Here is a 14,951-nt window from a genome sequence, read left to right on the forward strand (position 1 = left end):
GCCCCGGAAAGGCAGTCGTAGCCCAGATGCAGCCGACGTTCGTCCTGGTCCACGGAGCGTTCGCCAACTCCTTCTCCTTCGCCCCGCTCCAGGCCGAACTCGGCCTCCTCGGGCACCGCTCGGTCGCCGTCGACCTCCCCGGACACGGCTTCGCCGCGACCTACCCGCGCGCCTACCAGGCGCCGCAGGACCTCACCGAACTCGCCGCGACGCCCGGCGTCATCAAGGGCGTCACGCTCGCCGACAACGCCGCGCACCTCATCGCGGTCCTGGAGCGGGCCAAGCGCAACGGCCCCGTCGTCCTGGTCTCGCACAGCCGCGGCGGCCTGACGGCCACCGTCGCCGCCAACCGGCGGCCCGACCTGATCGACCACCTCGTCTACGTCTCCTCCTGGTGCCCCGTCGACCTCGACGTCAGCGCCTACTACGCGGAGCCCGAGATGGCCGCGGTCGACCCCGCCGCGCTGGCCGCCGCGCTGGTCGGCAACCCCGCCGAACTCGGGCTGCTGCGCTCCAACTTCCGCACCGCCGACCCCGCCGCCCTCGCGGCCTTCAAGGCGGCCCTGTTCGCCGACGGGACGGACGAGGAGTTCCTGGTCCTCCTCAACACCCTCCAGCCCGACGAGAACCTCGACGCCGGCACCGCCGACGACCGGGCCGGCGCCGACACCTGGGGCCGGATCCCCAGGACGTACGTCCGCCTGACCGAGGACGCCAGCATCCCGCTCGCCATGCAGGACCGGATGATCCGCGAGGCCGACGCCCTGACGCCCGGGAACCCCTACGCCGTCCGCACCCTCACCGGCAGCCACCTCAAGTGGCTGGCCACCCCGGAACCGGCCGCCCAGGTCCTGGCCGAGGTCGCCGCCCACCTGCCCACCGGATCCTGACCGGAACCGGTTGACGACGGGCGGAACGGGAAGTCGACGGGGCCGACTTCCCGTGCGCCCACCGGGAGCGGTGCAGAAGTCGCGGCCCCGGGACCTGGCGTGTTGGGACCTCGGGGGTGACCCCGACCCCGTACGCCCGCCGATTCCTCATCCGGCAGCCGTAGCCACCGTCATCGGAACGTCCCTAATGCTGTGGCCGACGGGATCGGCCTGGCCGCTCCGGACCCTCGAACCTCCGCGAGTTCATGGAAACTGAAGGGTTCTCAGGAGGAACCCGAGGGTCCGTCCTCGTGCTTCTCGGGGACGCACCCTCGGGTTCGGTGCTGACTCGCGGTGTTGCTGGTGGTCGGCTCTCTGCCCCAAGCGAGTTCTTCCGTCACCTCGTCGAGGACCCGCCCGCCGGACGAATAGATCCAGGCCCTGAAAGGCGGTCCATGCGCCAGGATGGCCGGATGACCTGGTACCTCGCGATCCGCTCGGACTCCCGTTACGGCGAGAGCATCCCCACTTCCGCTCTGACCGAGTACCTGGACTCCATACCCGAGCTTTGCCGGACCGACTTGTCCGGCTATACGGCGGAGGGCGGGCTGCTCGGCTGGGTCCATCTGGTCATCGCCTCCTGCGGTCCGACCGGTAGCTACGCCACTCATCCGAGCCGGCTTCCGCAGGACATCAACCTGGTACAGCTGATCTGTTCGTCGTCCCTCGGGAGTAACTACGAGGCCCAGGAGGCTCTGGCGAGACGGATCGCCGTCCGGCTCGACTGGGAGATGCTGGACGACGAAACCGACGAGATCCTGCACGCTCGGGTGCAGCCGACTGGATGATCAATCCCAAGGGATACCTGCGGGCATGAAGCAAGGGAGGCCAATGTCGGTGTGTGAACACTGACTTGGACTCCCTCGACTCGGTCGGCATCTTGAGATCACGGCATCCGGGTGGTCAGGACCTGGGGTTTTCCCGGTGCTCAGCGGCTGTCTCCAGGAGCTGGCGGGCGGAGTTCGCGTAGCGGATCGCGGTCTTCTCATCGAGGCCGAAGACTGCGGCGAGGTGGAGCGGGTCAGGGCCGTGGACGAGGGCTTCTTCGTGTTGCCGGTCGATGCGGAGCCGCCCGATCGTGGCGGTCTGCCCGTGAAGTGCCGTGGTGGCGACGGAGTTCTTGCCGACGGGGCCGGTTTCCAGGGCCGTTCGGTTGTTGATCAGCAGGTGCGGGTTGGCGGTGTTGGGCCAGCAGTGTCGCCGGTGGCTTAGACGCTGTGTCTGAGCCGGGCACGACAAGACGGGTTGGTTCGGGGAGTTCTACGCTGCCGGGGTGGCTGGCGAGGTGGGGCGTTCGTGTCCGGCGTGCGGTGGCCGGTTGAGGGCTGGTGCCCGGGTGGGGGCGGTGTTCTGTTCGTCGGGGTGCCGGTCGGCGCATTGGCGTTCGGTGCGGCGTTCTCGTGTCAAGGTGGCCGCGATCCGGGCGGCGGTGGTGGTGTGCTGTCCGGTGTGCGGGGTGTCGTGGACGGTGGGGTTGGAGCGGGCGGCGGGGGCGGTGTTCTGCTCGGGGCGGTGCCGGACCAGGGCGTGGAGGCTTCGTACCGGGCGTGCGGGGGACTGTTCGCAACCGGGGTGATTCTGGTGGCCGGCGGATTGCGCGGGTGCGCTTCCGTGCTCCCTGCCGGACCGGATGAGACCACGTCGATCCTGGCGGTGGGCCGGGGGTTGGTGGTCGGCAGCCGGTGCCGCGCTCTTGGCCGGTGGGGTGGGTGGTCGGTGTGTCGGAGCTTGTCGGGGCGGTCTCGCTGAAGCGGTACGACGAGCTGGTCGCGGAGGGCCGCGACCTGGTGGAGCAGATGGGACGCTGCCAGTTCCGGATCGGGGACATGGCCCTGGAGATCGAGCCGATGCGGATGGCGGGCGGTGGCGGGCAGGGGGTGGACGAGGCGTTCACCGTGGCGACCTCGCTGACGCGGTTCGCCGAGGACATCGGCTGTCGTTCCACACGGTGAAGACCTACCGGTGGACGTCCTCGAAGTGGCCCGCCGAGTACCGTCAGGCGAAGGTGTCGCACGGCATCCACCGGGTCCTGGCCTCGATCGAGGACCCGCAGCGCCGCTTCGCGGTGATCCTGGATCCGCCGGTGCACGAGCGGTCGGGGGAGCGCCGTTGGACGAGGGACGCGGCGAGCCGGGCGCTGGGCTGGCAGGTCACCGTCCCACACACGGTGCAGGAGAAGGTCGAGCGGATCCACGACCTGGCCGCCGACGACCAGGTCGCCGCGAGGATCGCCTCGGACCTGCTGCGGCGGCCGGAGGTCGCGTTCCGGGTGATGGCCGAGGACGACACGGCCCGGCACATGGTCAACCGCGCGCAGGTCGAGCGGGCCCAGCAGATCGCGGAGACCACGCACATGAAGGCCGCCGAGGCGGTGCGGGCGCCGGTGCCGCTCCTGGACCAGGTGCGCTCGACCATGCACTTCGTCGACCTGGTCGGCGCGTGCTCGGCGTTCGTCGCCCAGGTCGGCCGCGTCGTGCCGGCGCTGCGCGGGCACGCCTTCACCGCGGACGAGCGCGCCACGGTGGAGCGCAATCTGGCCCGGGTGCGCGGGGCGTCGGACTGGGTGGAGTCCGCGGTCACCACGGGCAACGTCGGCCTGGACGAGGCGCTCGCGCAGTTGCTGCGGGGCGAGTAGCCGTGCCCGGGCGCAAGCGGCTGGCCACGAATGTCTGCGCGGACCAGGTCTGGATCGCCCTGCGGGAGGCCCGCCCGGCCGGGCTGACCACGAAGCAGCTGATCGCGGCGACCGGCCTGAACCCCAGCCAGATCCGCCGGGGCCTGATCCACGTCCGCGAGATCACCGCGGCCGAGCACATGGCACCCCTGATCTGGACCCGGCGGGACGGCTTCAAGTTCAGCGAGGAGCCGGCGGAGCTGGTCGCGTTCGAGAAGGCCCAGTTCCTCACCGAGTTGACCCGGATCACCCGCCTGATCAGCGCCACCGTCGCCCCGCACGCCGCTCTGTTCCCCGACGACGAGTACGTCCAGCTGGTCCTGCAGCAACTCGGCGGCGTCCGTGCCTCCCTGCACATCCTGGCCCGCGAGGGCCGCGGCCGCTGAGCGACCCGGTCCCGACCACCCGCGGAAGGCGGTGTCCGTTGTGCGTGAGCGCCGCTACCCCTCGGACACCACCGACGCCGAGTGGTCCCTGCTCGAACCCCTCCTCCCGGTGCCGGCCTGGCGAACGGCCCGCGGCGGGCGCCCGGAGGCCCACCCTCGCCGCGAGATCGTCGACGCGATCCTCTACATCGTCGACAACGGCGCGAAGTGGCGCTCCCTGCCGGCCGACTTCCCGCCCCCGTGGCGGACCGTGTTCGGGTTCTTCGCGCGCTGGGCCAAGGACGGCACCCTGCCCCGGATCGTCGACCTGCTGCGGCGCCGGATCCGCCTTGGCACGGGCCGCAGCCCGTGGCCGGTGGCCCTGGTCGTCGACAGCCAGTCCGTCAAGGCCGCGAACACGGTGCCCCGAGGCACCAGCGGCTACGACCCGGCCAAGAAGCTGACCGGTCGCAAACGACACCTGGCGGTCGATCTCGGCGGCCTGCTCGTGGACCTGCTGGTCACCCCGGCCGACGTCCCCGACCGCGACGGTGCCCGTCGGCTCCTCGCGCGCCTGCACGCCCTTCACCCGGAGATCACCCTCGTCTGGGCCGACTCCGCCTACGCCGGCGACCTCGTCGCCTGGGCCGAACACGAACTCCGCATCACCCTCAAGATCGTCAAACGGCCTTCCGGCGCCGAAGGCTTCGTCGTCCTGCCCCGCAGGTGGGTCGTCGAACGCTCCTTGGCCTGGTTCATGCGCGCCCGCCGAAACTGCCGCGACTACGAGCGCCTTCCCGCGCACGCCGAAGCCCACCTCACCTGGAGCGCCATCACCCTCATGCTCCGACGTCTCACCCGTCGGCCGCCCGCCGCCGGCCCTGCGGTGCCCGGTGATCAGGCAGCCTGACAGGTCTGGCGGACCGGGCGTCCCGGTCGGCCCTCTCGTGGCAGTCGTGGTGTCCGGTGGGGTTGCCGAGCGGCGGCAGGTCCGGGCGATCAGGCGTTGATGCAGTTATTGGCGAGGGCAGGATCCAGACCGGAGATGGCACCGATCGAGCTGCTGCATGTGTTGGCCTCGATGTTGATGGGGATCTGATACCGCTGGCCGAGGGGAGTCGGCTGGTGGGAGAAGGTGACGGCGCCGTGGGTGTTGCCCGCCCTGCGTGAGGTGCCGGCTGTGGGGTGGGGCGCGGGAAGGTTCTCCGCGGTGTGGTGGTCCTCGTCGACGTTCAGGTGGCCGGTGGCCTGGTCGTAGACGACGGTCTCTCCGTCGTTCTCGTTGCTGACGGACTGGATGGCGACCCCGGAGCCCGCGGTGAACCCGATCCACGGGGCGATGCTGGTGCCCCGGACGAGGAGGTATCCGTCACCGGTCTGGTCCGGCCCGGTGAACATCGCCGTGGGGTTCTTGTCGGCGAACCGGGTTACGGCCTGGTTGACGGTCGTGGCCTGGCCCCAGGCGAGGATCAGGCCCTTGACCGTGCGGACCTCAAGCCCCATGGCCCGCAGGTCGTCGGCGACGCCGCTCTCCTGGGTGCTGGTGAGCGCGCTGACGGTCGAGGCCTCCGGTTCCTGGTCGGCCGCGCTGGCCGGGGCGAGGGCCGCGAGCGGCAACACTGCCACGACGAACCCGGCGACACCCGTACGGACACGGCGCCGCAGGGCCCTCCCGGCCGAGTTCCGGACCCGCACGTGCTCGGTCATATTGATCTCCGTCCACCGGGAAGGGCGAGGTCTCGGACGGCGCGTCCGACACGTTATGTATCCAATCAGTGACCGAATGTACCCGCACCGCGAATGTAGCGCCCCTCGGTCCGACCCGCGCACGCGAAGCTGTCCTCCGGTCGAGTCGTGATCACTTCCACCGGCCAGCACACTTCGGCCACCAAGCATGATCGAACTCACCTTGTTGCCGTTCGGGATGCCGTCACCGTGACGGCATCCCGAACGGCAACCGGACGAAGCGCCAAGCAGAACGCCGCCGACCAGGCCTTATGGGTTGAGAAACAGTCACTTAGCTTGTGATTTATCCGTTTGTAGCGGTTCGTCGGGGTTTGGTGCCGACCTTGTGGTGGGCGGGGCGGGTGTGCGCCTCGCCGGTGGCCAGGACTCTTCCGACCTCGTAGCGGGCGGCAGGCTGCTTGTTCCTGCGGCCGGGCGGCCGGCCCGGTCCGGGGTGGGTGGGTTTCGGCGCTTGCGCTGGTGAGAGGGTCTTCGTGTGGAGGTTCCTGAACCCGCGTCGCACGCGGGCCGGGGTGAGCCTGTTCGGTTCCACCGGCTTCTCCCAGGGGTGGCGGAAGTCGGCGACGAGCGGGCGGGCGAGGCGGAGCTGAGTGTGCGCGGCGATCACGATCCAGGTCCAGCGGTCGGCCGCCGCCGAGTCGCGCAGACGGGGCCGGGTCCAGCCAAGAGTCTGCTTGAGCAGGCGGAACGTGTGCTCGATGTCGAAACGGCGGAGGAACGCCCGCCAGCAGCGGTCGACGTCGGCCGGGTCGGCGCCGGTGCGCGACCACCAGAGCCAGACCGGGCGGTTCACCCCGCCGCTGGGCAGCTTCTCGACGGCGAGGCGGATCACCGTGCCTTCGAGGAGCGGCAGCTCGTCGTCGTGGTCCAGCCAGGCCGCGCGGCGGGTCAGCCGGGGGTGGAGCCGGTCCCAGGCCCTGGCCACGGCGGTGCCATAGCGGCGGGTGGCGGTGGTGGTGACCGCCTGCTCCTCGCCCCAGGTGGCGGGGTCGCCGAAGACGAACTCAGCCCCGTGCTTGGGCGGCCGGCCCCCGGCCGGGTGGGCCGCGTGCCACTCGGCCCGGGTCGGCGCGGGCCGGCGCATCACCCGGTCCGAGCGGAGCCGGCCGAGGACCTGCACCGGTAGGTCGCCGAGCAGGTGGGCGATGCGCGGGGCGTCGTAGCCGGCGTCCATCACCACCAGGACCTCCGGATCGCCGGCCTTCCACTGCCCCGCCGCGATCAGCCGCACCACGACGTCGCGGAGCTGGGCGGTGGTGACGGCGGCCAGGTCGGCGCCGGGCTCCAAGCGCACCGCGTCGAGGACCGCCGTCCACGACGTGCGGCCGGTCTCTAGCGCGACCACGAAGGAGTACGGCCAGCCGGGGATCATCTGGTGCTTGGCGTCGCCGCGGCCGTAGGTATGGCAGAAGGAGCGGTCCGGGCAGGTTCCGGCATCCGGCCGAAGCCACGGCGAGACGTCCACCGCGAGCACCAGGCGGCCGTCGGCGGCGCGGGGCAGCGGCAGGCCGGCCAGCTCGGCCCGCAGCCGGGGGACGTCCAGGCGGCCCCGGTTCAGCGCGCCGTACAGGGCGCCATGGCCGCGCCGGTGCTCGGGCGCGAGCGCCAGGCCGACCAGGGTCTTCACCGGTCCGTCGGTGCACAGCACCGCGTCGGTGAGTTCGAACAGCGCGTCGCGCCGTCCGGTCAGGCAGTCGTAGAAGACCCCCCGGAAGCGTGACAGTTCCGCGAACGGCTCGCACTGCACGCCCTGTTCCACCACACTCATTCACTACGGCCTTCGCGTCAAATCCTGTATCTCTTGGTCGAGTTCAGGATCACGCGAAGGCCGTTCCGCTGTCCCGGGAACACCCGGACGAGTGATCACCAGGTCTGCCTGTTCGAGGCCGCTGGATAAATCACAAGCTTAGCCAGTCGAGCGCCGCCCGCAAGGTGAGCTCGTCCAGTGGTCGGGTGCGGCCGTCGATGGTCAGACCCGTGGCCGCGGCCACGCTGCTGGGTGAGAGCCCCTACCGGGCCCCGTGGAACTGACGCCCGTCGGAGGGCCCTGCCCGGGTCAGCGGGCGGGGCGGATCGAGGAGGCCCGCGATGTGGCGTCCGGCCCGGTGGACGGTGGCGGTCTTCTCGTAGCGGGTGGCGAGGCCGCGCCAGCTCGGGAAACCAGGAGCGACCTCGACGCACCGTTCCCCATCGGTGCCGTGGGTGCCCCTGTGCCAGGTGATGGGGGAGTTGGGGCCCATGGCGGTTCCCTCCCGGAGGACTGGGAAGTCGGCGGGCCCGACTTCCTACGCGAGGTGGCCAGGGCCGGTGAGACGGTGGACTCGGGGGAGAGCCGTTCGGTGCCGTCCTCTGGGTGGCAGCGGAAGACCAGGGCGACGATGCCGCGCGTCAAGTTCTTGTAGACGCCGGTCAGTCGGTCGACGCCGACCTTGAGGCCGGTCTCCTCGTGGATCTCGCGGCGCAGGCCGTCCTCGATGGTCTCGGTGAGTTCGAGGACGCCGCCCGGAGGCTCCCAGGTGCCGTTGTCGGCACGGCGGATCGCCAGCACCCGCCCGTCCTCGCGGACGACCGCTCCGGCGACTGACACGGAGTGGAGTGGCGTTGACGGGGGCTTCCTGGCGCTGTTGCTCACGCGCAGGAGGACAGGAGGCATGAAGGACCATGGCGAGTGGTGACGTGGTGGCGTCGGCCAAGACGAAGTACCTGCGGGAGGGTTGGGGGCGCCGCTGCCCCGGGGGGCCGGGGCAGCGGCACGTGAGCAGGCCGGTCAGGTGCGGGGGAGCGGGTCTTCCGCGGGGGGTGCGCTGTACTTGGTCAGGACTTCGTCGGTCGCGGACTCGTCGAGCAGCCTGAGGTCCCACGGGCCGGTGTTCACGTCGAATTCCTTGCCGAATCCGACCCACTTGCCGGTCATGCGCCGTCCGGTCGGATCGATCAGCAGTTGGATGGCGCCGTGGTAGCGGGCGCCCTGGTAGTAGCCGTCCTGAGCGGTCTGTTCGACCCAGGTGCCGGTGACGATGTTTCGGTCGACGGTCAGGTCGAAGGACAGCGGGGAATCGGGGTTGGAGGAAGCGGAAGGGAGCGAGTGCCCGGTGATGCGGTTGCCGTTCTGCGTCAGGACGACGTGGCGCAGCCCGGTGAAGGTGTTGTCGCGGCTGCTGCTGAGGAACTCGTAGCGGCTCCGCCAGATCCCGGAGTGGTTCACGTTGCCCGGCTCCCGTCGGCCATGTCGGTCCTCCCGGTTTCAGGGAGTGGGGAGTTCGCCGGTGCGCACGGCGGCGACGAAGGCCTGCCAGGCGGCGATGGGGAAGACGAGGGCTGGGCCGTGGGGGTCCTTGGAGTCACGGACCGGGACGACGCCGCGGACGCCGTCGGCGACCTCGACGCACTGGCCCCCGTCGGAGCTGTACGAGCTCTTACGCCAGGTGATGGGGGAGTCGGGGTGCATGGCGGTTCCCTCCTGGAGGAGTGGGAAGTCGGCGGGGCCGACTTTCAGGTCGTGGCCGGTCTTGAGATCGCCCGGAGGAGGTTGGGCAGAATCACTCGTGATCAATCCCTGGAGTCGCGGTGGCCGGATGGGTTGGACCCGGCGGAGTGGTGGAGATGGCTCCGCCGCCTCGGGACCGGGCGGCGGAGCCAGTGCTTGGGTCAGGCGGCGTCGAACTCGCCAGCCCGTATGGCGATGATGAACGCTTGCCAACTGGTTGGCGAGAAGTTGAGACGAGGGCCGTCGGGGTCCTTGCTGTCTCGAACGCGACCTGGATGGGCATCGTCTACCTCAACGCACATGCCACCGTCGTTGTTGCTGTGGCTACTCTTCCGCCATCTCTCCTGATCTCTTGCTGGCACGACCGAACTCCTGTGAGATGCGCCTGATCGTTGCCCGGGTGTCCCGGGGCGACAGGGCCATGGCCCTGAGGAGATCGTATGACCTACGGCGTGCGGCAACACCCTCTGCATCTTCGATGAGTTCACCGCTCCGAGCTCCTTCTTCCCAAACAACCGCCGGACTGTCGGGAAGGGTGTAGATGAAGAGTGATCCGCCCATCTCGGAATGGGCACCAGCCGAAAACGGAAGTACTTGGATGGTGACGTGAGGCCGTCGGTCCAAGGCCAACGCCATCAGTTGTCGATGCATTGCGCCCGGTCCACCAACAGGGCGATGAAGCGCGGACTCATCGATGATGAACCAGCAGTGCGGTGGTGTGCCGGAGTTCAAACGCCGCTGGCGATCCAGTCGAACTTTGACGGAAGCATCGAGTTCCGGGGCTGTGATCTCAGGGCAACCAGCTTGCAGTGACCAACGTGCGGTCTCAGGAGTCTGCAGCAGGCCAGGAATCGTTGCCGTGGTGTACTCCTCGATGATCGAAGCCTTGGCTTCGAGCTCGGCTGGACGCCGGTACTTTCCGGCGAACTTCTCCTTCTTGGCGAGCAGATAGACGCGGCCGAAGCGTCCGTCGGTGCCGAAAGCGGCGTCGAGCTTGCCGGGCAGCTCCGGTGGCGGCATCGATTCGGCCCGCTCGATCCGGGCTAGATGCCCCTTCGAGAAACAGCCGAGAATCTCGGTCAGTTGATCAAGCGACATGGAGCCGGCGAGCTCTCGGTGGTTGCGCATCTCCCAGCCGAACAGGTCGCGGGCCGAACGCCCTGGGTCCAACTTGTTGGGCTTGAAGGCCATGGCGTTCCTCCGGTGTGTCCAGCTGCGTTGTGGCACACGTCCACGCTGGTCAGGGTAGCTGCGGTGAGCGACGCTTGAGGCACGGAAAGTGAAGTCGGTTGTGAATCGACTCGTGTGACTACAGATCCGCACGGAAGGTGATCAGTCATGGTCATGAAGCCCCCTCAACCGGCCAAGCTCCACGGGTACGGTGTCCGTTGGGACACCGAGGCCCGGTGCTACCGGGTGCGCAACGAGTGCACCGGGGCGTGGCTGTGCAAGCCCAACGGTGAGCGCAGCGGCTTCTCCTCCTTCACCGAGGCGTTCTCGGCCTGGCGGCTCTTCGAAGTCCACAAGCGGCCGGGGGAGTTGTGACCCTCTCCCGCATCACGGCCGAGCAGCGCCGGCAGGCCGCCGCCGTGCTGGACGACCTCACCACCGTCCTCGCCCTGGGCCGGGTCAACCTGCCCACCCTGGAGGTGGACTGGGACACCGGCCGCTCCACCTGCGAGTACCTGCTGCACCTCACGGCCCGTCCGCTGGACCTGCTGCGGATCGTGGACCTGCTGCGCAAGGGCCTGCGCTACGAGCGCCTCACGTATGACGACTGAACTCATCCCCCGCCTCCTCTGGTGGGCCTGTTTCTCCGCTGTCCTGCTGTACGTCCTCAGGAAGTGAACTCCCCGTGCACGACCCCCGCCTCCTCGCCAAGCCCCCCATCTGCCGGCTCGGCTGCCTCGTCCTGGTCCGCAACCAGCACGGCGACGTCCTGCTCGTCGACCCCGACTACCTCGACGGCATGATCCTGCCCGGCGGCCCCGGCAAGGTGAACGAGCCCCCGCACCGCGCCGCCGCCCGCCACCTGCACGCCCAGACCGGCATCATCCTCAGGCTCACCCACGCCGTCGCCCTCGACTACACCCCCTCCGACCGCTACCTGGAACGCTTCAACCTCGTCTTCGACGGCGGCACCCTGCGCGACGAACACCCCCTCACCGTCCCCCCGCAGAAGCGCAGCCGCCTGCACGGCGCCCGCTTCGTCCCCGTCCGCGAACTCCCGAACCACATGGCCCCCTCCCAGGCCGCCCGCACCACCGAAGCCCTCACCGGCCGCGCCCTCCCCCTCCTCCTCCACGGCCAGCGCCCCGACTGACCGACACTGTCGGCCAGCTGTCAGTGCCCGCCTCTACCGTTCACCGCATGACCTGGCCTTTCGACACCGCCCCGCCCGTCCCCCTGCCGCCCGGCCGTCCCGTCGTCGGGGACGAGGGGGCGGGCACGCAGCCGCTGCTGTGGATCAGTGACGGGCCCGCGCCCGCCGGCCTGTGGGCCGAGCTGCACCGCGCCCACCCGCGCAGCGGACTGTGGCCGCTGCTGCTGAGCCCGCTGAGCGCCGGCGACCCGGACTTCCGCCCCTGGCTGTCCGGCGAGCTGTTCCCGGAGCACGTCTCCGACCTCGAGTCGCACGACTCGGCCGCCCTGCTGCGCACCTGGTGGGAGGCGGGTAGCGAGGAGGACGAGGACGGCGACGACGACGAGGAACTCGCCGAGGTCCTCGCCCCCTACGGCAGGACCTGGCCCGGGCCGGCCCCCGCCGTCACCGTCCCGGCCGGTGTGGCCGATGCGGAGGCGCGCGGCCTGGCCGAGGTCCTGGCGTCCTTCAAGGACGTACGGCTGGGCCTGGTGCCCGCCCGCAGCGGCGCCGAGGCGCTGGCCGCGTGCGGCTGGAGCGGGCCGCTGAACCACGAGAACGACACCGCCAAGATCGCCGCCGTCCTCGCCGACTGGGAACGCCGCTTCGGCGCGCGGCTCGTCGAAGTCGGCTTCGACACCCTCCACTTGAGCGTTCCCGTCCCGCCCGCCACCGTCGCCGAGGCGCTCCCGCTCGCCGCCGAGCACACCGCCTTCTGCCCCGACCAGGTCCACCAGGGCGCCGGCACCCTCACCGCCTACGCCGAGCAGCTCGTCAACTCCCACCAGTGGACCTTCTGGTGGGACTGAGTGTTGTGAGGGGTGACATGACGAGCGGCATCGACAGGCTCGTACAGATCATGGGTGATTCCGGCCGGGAGCGCGCCGAGGTCGACTGGGAGGGTTCGATCGACCGGCTCGGGGTCCGGCTGCCCTCGGACTACCGCGAGCTCGTGGAACGGTACGGCTATCTCGAGTTCGGCGGGGACATCAGGTTCGCGTCGCCGGTGCTCGAACCCGGAGGCCCGGAGGAGGAGACCTTCAACAGCCTCTACTACTTCAACAAGGACGTCGGGGAGATGCTGGCGGAGTGGTACACCTGGGACGGGGTGTCCGGCCGCCCGTACGAGCCGTTCCCGGCGAAGGGGTGCCTGCTCGCGTGGGCCAACAACACCGGCTGTGACTACTTCTGCTGGGACACCTCGGCCGGCGACCCCGACGAGTGGCCGGTCGTGGTGTGGCGTTTCAGCATCAGTGAGATGGTCCGCTTCGACGGCGGCATGGCCGAGTTCCTCGCGGCCGTCATCGAGGGTGAGTTCCCCGACGCCGACGAGTACCTGGACCGGTCGATGGGCCCCGACCTGTGGCGCTCACGCTAGCCGCGATCCCCACCGCCCCGACAGCCGGACCCGGGTCGCTCAGCCGTGCGGGGTGGTCGGGCCCAGGGTGATGACCGGGCCGAGCAGCGGGCGGCAGCCGTCCCAGGTGATGGCCTGGCCGGGTGGGCAGGGGGTGTCGGTGCGGACCGGCTTGGGGGCCGGCGGGACCGGCCGGGGCGGAACGGTCGGTTCGAACATCGGGTTCCCGGTGTGGGCCGGGGCCGGGGCCGGGGCCGGCTCGGGGGCGGGCGGCTGCTCGGCCGCGGGCTGCTTCTTCGCCGGGGCTGCCGGGGCGTGGGCGGCCGGGGCCTGGGTGGTGCGGGGGCGGGCCGGGGCCGGCCTGGTGGCGGCGGGCTCGGGCGCGGCCTCGGCCCCGTCCTCGGACTGGTCGGCCGCGGGGACGACGGTGGGGACGACGGTGGGGACGGCCGTGGGCGTCCCGGTCTCCACCGGCACCGGGGCCGTCGTCGGCGCCTCGACCGAGGCCGAGGCCGACGGCGTGCCGGACGGCGTGGCCGCGGGGGAGGGGCTCGACGTGGCCGCCGCGTCCTGCGCCGCCGGGGCGGTGGCGCCGTGCGAGCCGGTGAGCAGCAGCGCCCCGCCGAGCCCGGCCGCGCCGAGGACGCACGCCCCCGCCGCGACGGCCAGGGCCTGCCGGCGCCGCTTCGTCGTTCCGCTGTTGTCGTCTTCCTGCGGCATCCGGCCCACCCCGTTCGCGTGATCATGTGTTCGAGCTGGGCGGATGTTACACGAACCGTCAGGGTGTACGTACCGCAACCCTGTCACTGCGGCGGCAGCCCCAGGGTGGGGAGGTGGCCGGCCATCAGGAGGGTGACGAGTTCGCGGCGGGTGCGGGTGCCGGTCTTGTCGAGGATGGCGCCCACGTGCTGCTGGACGGTGGGGACGGTCAGGTGCAGGAGGGCGGCGATGTCCTTGGTGCTGGCGCCGCGCACCGCGTGGAGGGCGACCTGCTGTTCGCGCGGGGACAGGCCGTGGGCGAGGACGGCGAGCGGCAGGTGCTGGACGGGGGAGACGGGGGAGGCGATGACGGCGACGCCGTCGGCCGGGCCGTCGAGCGGGGTGGCGTGCAAGGCGAGCCACTGGCCGTCGGGGGTGCACACCCGGACCTCGGCGGGGCGGCCGGTGCGGGCGGCCTGGCGGGCGACGGTGAGGAAGCCGCTGGGCACGCCCGGGACGAGGCCGCCGGGTTCGGCCATCCGGGCGATGAGGTCGCGGGCCGCCGCGTCGGCGGAGCGCAGCCGGCCGTGGGCGTCGAGGACGGCGACGGCCGGGGCCGGGGCGGGCGGTGCGGTCGCGGTGCGGGTGGGGCACAGCGAGGCGCGGTGGGCGGCGCGCAGGGCGGTGCCGACGGGGGTGACCAGGCGGGCGGCCAGGCGCAGTTCGGGCAGCTCGTAGGGGCCGCGGCCGTTCTCGCGCATGAACGCGGCGCTGCCCCAGCGGCCGCCGCCGAGGTCGAAGTTGATCCGCAGTTCGTCGCCGTAGCCGCAGGGCTGGAGCAACTCCCGGTAGCGGAGGCTGCGTTCGGGGTGGCCGTCGGTGGCGCGGCCGATGCTCTGGACCCGGTGCCCGGCGGCGCGGATGGCCTCGAAGGTGGTGGTGTCCTCGCCCTGGAGCTCCAGGCGGACGGCCTGTTCGAAGCGGGCGGGGTCGAGGCCGGAGGCGACGGTGGAGGTGGGGAACCCGGTGACCGGGTCGGTGCCGTGCCAGCACCCGCCGTCGAAGCCGAGGGGGCCCTGGAGCAGGGCGTGCAGTTCCCGGAACAGCTCGGCCGTGGGCAGCCGGGCGGCCGCCAGTTCGCCGATGGTGCCCAGCACTTCCCGCTCGATGTCACGTCGTTTGGCCACGGACCGAAGGCTAGGGAAGCGGGCCCCCGTCGGCGGTGGACGTACGAACGAATGGCCGGGAGCAGGCCGTGGGTGACCGAAAATTCGGGACGGAAGGATTCGGGACGGAAAATTCGGGGGCGGGTGCCACTGCTCGGCACCCGCC

19 protein-coding genes and 2 pseudogenes are annotated in these 14,951 nt (G+C 71.0%); 11 read left to right on the top strand and 10 right to left on the bottom strand.

Annotation, left to right across the window (positions count from 1 at the left end):
* The first annotated feature begins 26 nt into the window (after positions 1-26).
* From ACFV8H_RS17480 to ACFV8H_RS17505, 6 genes are all read left to right on the top strand, one after another.
* Positions 27-890, top strand: coding sequence for an alpha/beta fold hydrolase (locus tag ACFV8H_RS17480; protein WP_380400625.1), 864 nt, complete (start codon positions 27-29; stop codon positions 888-890).
* A 452-nt stretch (positions 891-1,342) separates the two neighbouring features.
* A complete protein-coding gene (locus tag ACFV8H_RS17485; protein ID WP_380400627.1) occupies positions 1,343-1,717 on the top strand; it encodes a hypothetical protein in 375 nt (124 codons plus the stop codon).
* Between the two features lie 930 nt (positions 1,718-2,647).
* Positions 2,648-2,881, top strand: coding sequence for a hypothetical protein (locus ACFV8H_RS17490; protein WP_380400629.1), 234 nt, complete (start codon positions 2,648-2,650; stop codon positions 2,879-2,881).
* On the top strand, positions 2,878-3,564 hold the full coding sequence (locus tag ACFV8H_RS17495) for a DUF6192 family protein (RefSeq protein ID WP_380400631.1): 687 nt from the start codon (positions 2,878-2,880) through the stop codon (positions 3,562-3,564). The genes ACFV8H_RS17490 and ACFV8H_RS17495 overlap by 4 nt, the downstream gene beginning before the upstream one ends.
* A 2-nt stretch (positions 3,565-3,566) precedes the next feature.
* Positions 3,567-3,989 (top strand): hypothetical protein, encoded by a 423-nt coding sequence (locus tag ACFV8H_RS17500; protein ID WP_380400633.1) that lies wholly within the window; start codon positions 3,567-3,569, stop codon positions 3,987-3,989.
* Positions 3,990-4,029: 40 nt separating this feature from the next.
* Entirely contained in the window at positions 4,030-4,878 is an 849-nt protein-coding gene (locus tag ACFV8H_RS17505) for an IS5 family transposase (protein WP_380400729.1), read from the top strand.
* Positions 4,879-4,967: 89 nt separating this feature from the next.
* Here ACFV8H_RS17505 and ACFV8H_RS17510 read toward each other — a convergent pair whose 3' ends face one another.
* The 8 genes and pseudogenes from ACFV8H_RS17510 to ACFV8H_RS17545 all read right to left on the bottom strand — a co-directional run bounded on the left by ACFV8H_RS17510 (position 4,968) and on the right by ACFV8H_RS17545 (position 10,392).
* Positions 4,968-5,675 carry a hypothetical protein gene (locus ACFV8H_RS17510; RefSeq protein ID WP_380400635.1) on the bottom strand — a complete coding sequence of 236 codons (708 nt, stop codon included), beginning with the start codon at positions 5,673-5,675 and terminating at the stop codon, positions 4,968-4,970.
* Between the two features lie 322 nt (positions 5,676-5,997).
* Positions 5,998-7,482, bottom strand: a complete 1,485-nt coding sequence (locus tag ACFV8H_RS17515; RefSeq protein WP_380400636.1) for an NF041680 family putative transposase — start codon at positions 7,480-7,482, stop codon at positions 5,998-6,000.
* Between the two features lie 241 nt (positions 7,483-7,723).
* Entirely contained in the window at positions 7,724-7,954 is a 231-nt protein-coding gene (locus tag ACFV8H_RS17520) for a hypothetical protein (protein ID WP_380400732.1), read from the bottom strand.
* 74 nt (positions 7,955-8,028) lie between these two features.
* A pseudogene (locus tag ACFV8H_RS17525) lies at positions 8,029-8,367 on the bottom strand (NUDIX hydrolase); the annotation flags it as partial.
* 114 nt (positions 8,368-8,481) lie between these two features.
* Positions 8,482-8,916 (bottom strand): annotated as a pseudogene (locus ACFV8H_RS17530) (XRE family transcriptional regulator); the annotation flags it as partial.
* Between the two features lie 42 nt (positions 8,917-8,958).
* A complete protein-coding gene (locus tag ACFV8H_RS17535) occupies positions 8,959-9,162 on the bottom strand; it encodes a DUF397 domain-containing protein (RefSeq protein ID WP_380400638.1) in 204 nt (67 codons plus the stop codon).
* Positions 9,163-9,362: 200 nt separating this feature from the next.
* Positions 9,363-9,503, bottom strand: a complete 141-nt coding sequence (locus ACFV8H_RS17540; protein WP_380400640.1) for a DUF397 domain-containing protein — start codon at positions 9,501-9,503, stop codon at positions 9,363-9,365.
* A 22-nt stretch (positions 9,504-9,525) separates the two neighbouring features.
* Entirely contained in the window at positions 9,526-10,392 is an 867-nt protein-coding gene (locus ACFV8H_RS17545; protein ID WP_380400642.1) for a Scr1 family TA system antitoxin-like transcriptional regulator, read from the bottom strand.
* Between the two features lie 153 nt (positions 10,393-10,545).
* Here ACFV8H_RS17545 and ACFV8H_RS17550 point away from each other — a divergent pair, with 153 nt between their 5' ends.
* From ACFV8H_RS17550 to ACFV8H_RS17570, 5 genes are all read left to right on the top strand, one after another.
* Positions 10,546-10,746: a hypothetical protein gene (locus ACFV8H_RS17550; protein WP_380400644.1), complete on the top strand. Its 201-nt coding sequence runs from the start codon at positions 10,546-10,548 to the stop codon at positions 10,744-10,746.
* Positions 10,743-10,982: a hypothetical protein gene (locus ACFV8H_RS17555; protein ID WP_360232106.1), complete on the top strand. Its 240-nt coding sequence runs from the start codon at positions 10,743-10,745 to the stop codon at positions 10,980-10,982. The genes ACFV8H_RS17550 and ACFV8H_RS17555 overlap by 4 nt, the downstream gene beginning before the upstream one ends.
* Positions 10,983-11,056: 74 nt before the next feature.
* The gene (locus tag ACFV8H_RS17560; protein WP_380400646.1) at positions 11,057-11,524 is read left to right on the top strand and encodes an NUDIX domain-containing protein; all 468 of its coding nucleotides are present in this window, start codon (positions 11,057-11,059) and stop codon (positions 11,522-11,524) included.
* A gap of 47 nt (positions 11,525-11,571) precedes the next feature.
* Positions 11,572-12,372, top strand: a complete 801-nt coding sequence (locus tag ACFV8H_RS17565) for a DUF4253 domain-containing protein (RefSeq protein ID WP_380400648.1) — start codon at positions 11,572-11,574, stop codon at positions 12,370-12,372.
* Positions 12,373-12,389: 17 nt separating this feature from the next.
* Positions 12,390-12,941, top strand: coding sequence for an SMI1/KNR4 family protein (locus tag ACFV8H_RS17570; protein WP_380400650.1), 552 nt, complete (start codon positions 12,390-12,392; stop codon positions 12,939-12,941).
* Positions 12,942-12,980: 39 nt separating this feature from the next.
* On the opposite strand, the gene ACFV8H_RS17575 is transcribed toward ACFV8H_RS17570, so the two are convergent.
* Positions 12,981-13,640 (bottom strand): hypothetical protein, encoded by a 660-nt coding sequence (locus tag ACFV8H_RS17575; protein ID WP_380400652.1) that lies wholly within the window; start codon positions 13,638-13,640, stop codon positions 12,981-12,983.
* Positions 13,641-13,723: 83 nt separating this feature from the next.
* The gene (locus tag ACFV8H_RS17580; RefSeq protein WP_380400654.1) at positions 13,724-14,806 is read right to left on the bottom strand and encodes a LuxR C-terminal-related transcriptional regulator; all 1,083 of its coding nucleotides are present in this window, start codon (positions 14,804-14,806) and stop codon (positions 13,724-13,726) included.
* Between the last annotated feature and the right edge of the window lie 145 nt (positions 14,807-14,951).

This window comes from Kitasatospora sp. NPDC059827, assembly GCF_042731675.1.
GTDB lineage: Bacteria > Actinomycetota > Actinomycetes > Streptomycetales > Streptomycetaceae > Kitasatospora.